Origin of the sequence: Allostella sp., from assembly GCF_041913585.1 — a bacterium.
GTDB lineage: Bacteria > Pseudomonadota > Alphaproteobacteria > ATCC43930 > Allostellaceae > Allostella.
In genome coordinates, this window is sequence record NZ_JAYSFE010000293.1 from 1 (window position 1) to 1,589 (window position 1,589).

Genomic DNA, 1,589 nt, shown 5'->3' on the forward strand with positions numbered 1-1,589 from the left:
ATCCACGACATCGTGGTCGGCGGCATGACCGCGCTCGACGAGGCGGCGATCCACCATCACCTCGAGGAGATGAAGGCGATCGGCGTGAAGATGCCGGAGACTTTCCCCTTCTTCTTCCGCATTTCGGCCGGCTTCCTGACCCAGGCGAACAAGGTCCAGGTGCTGGGCACCGACAGCTCGGGCGAGGTCGAGGCGGTGGTGGTGTCGCTCGACGACGGCCGCTGGCTGACCGTCGGCTCCGACCATACCGACCGCAAGGTCGAGGCCTATTCGATCAACGTCTCGAAGCAGATGTGCCCGAAGGTGATCGGGCGGCGCGCCTGGCGTTTCGACGACGTCGCCGGGCACTGGGACCGGCTCGTCATCCGCTCCTGGACGACGACCAACGGGGTCCGGGCGCTCTACCAGGAAGGACCGCTCGCCTCGATGCGGCATCCGGACGACCTGACCCGGCGCTATCTCGGCGGCGACGGGGGCCTGAAGGCGGGGACCGTCCTCTTCTGCGGCACCATCGGCGCCATGGGTCCGCTCGCCCATTCCGAGCGCTTCGAGATGGAGATCGAGGACCCCGTCCTGGGCCGTCGCATCGGCCATTACTACGACATCGAAGCCCTGCCCAGGATCGACTGACATCATGAGCACCATGCGTCCGATCGCCGAACTGGCGGCCGACCTCGCCGCCGGCCGCACCACCAGCCGCGAACTGACCGAAGCGGCGCTCGCCCGCATCGCCGACCCGGCGGGTGAGGGCGCGGCCGCCTTCATGGTGGTCCATGCCGATGCTGCCCGGGCGGCGGCCGACGCCTCCGACCGGCTGCGCCGCCACGGCATCGTCCCGTCGCCGCTGGCCGGCATCCCGGTCTCGGTCAAGGACCTCTTCGACGAGCAGGGGCAGGTGACGCGGGCCGGCTCGATCGCGCTCGCCGATGCCCCGCCGGCCGTGGCCGACGCGCCGATCGTCGCCCGCCTGCGGGCGGCGGGCGCCGTCATCGTCGGCCGCACCAACATGGTCGAGTTCGCCTTTTCCGGCGTCGGGCTCAACCCGCACTACGGTACGCCGGCGGCCCCCTTCGAGCGGGCGACCTGCCGGCGCATTCCGGGCGGCTCCTCCTCGGGGGCGGCGGTGTCGGTGACCGATGGCATGGCTGCGGTCGCGATCGGCTCCGATACCGGCGGGTCGGTGCGCATCCCGTCCGCCTTCTGCGGCCTCGCCGGGCTCAAGCCGACCGCGCGGCGGGTGCCGACTGCGGGCGCCTTCCCCTTGTCCACGACGCTCGATTCGGTCGGGCCGCTGGCGCCGACGCTGGCGTGCTGCGCCGTCACCGACGCGGTCATGGCCGGCATCGCGCCGACGGTGCCGGAGGCGGCGCCGCTCGCCGGCCTCCGCTTCGGCCTGCCGCGCAACATCGTGCGCGACGGCATCCAGCCGATGGTGGCCGACATCTTCGACGCCGCCCTGCAGCGGCTGTCCGAGGGCGGGGCACGGATCGTCGAGTTCGATTTCGAGGAACTGAACGAGATCCCGGCCGCCAATGCCAAGGGCGGCTTCGCCGTCGCCGAGGCCTGGGCTCTGCACCGCGCCCGCATCG

At 71.7% G+C, this 1,589-nt stretch carries 2 protein-coding genes; both read left to right on the forward strand.

What is annotated here, in order from left to right; genetic code table 11:
* On the forward strand, positions 1-630 hold a 630-nt coding region (locus tag ACE3Q3_RS24330; protein WP_374450450.1), incomplete at its 5' end, for a DUF2848 domain-containing protein.
* Between the two features lie 4 nt (positions 631-634).
* A partial coding sequence (locus ACE3Q3_RS24335) for an amidase (RefSeq protein WP_374450452.1) occupies positions 635-1,589 on the forward strand: 955 nt, incomplete at its 3' end.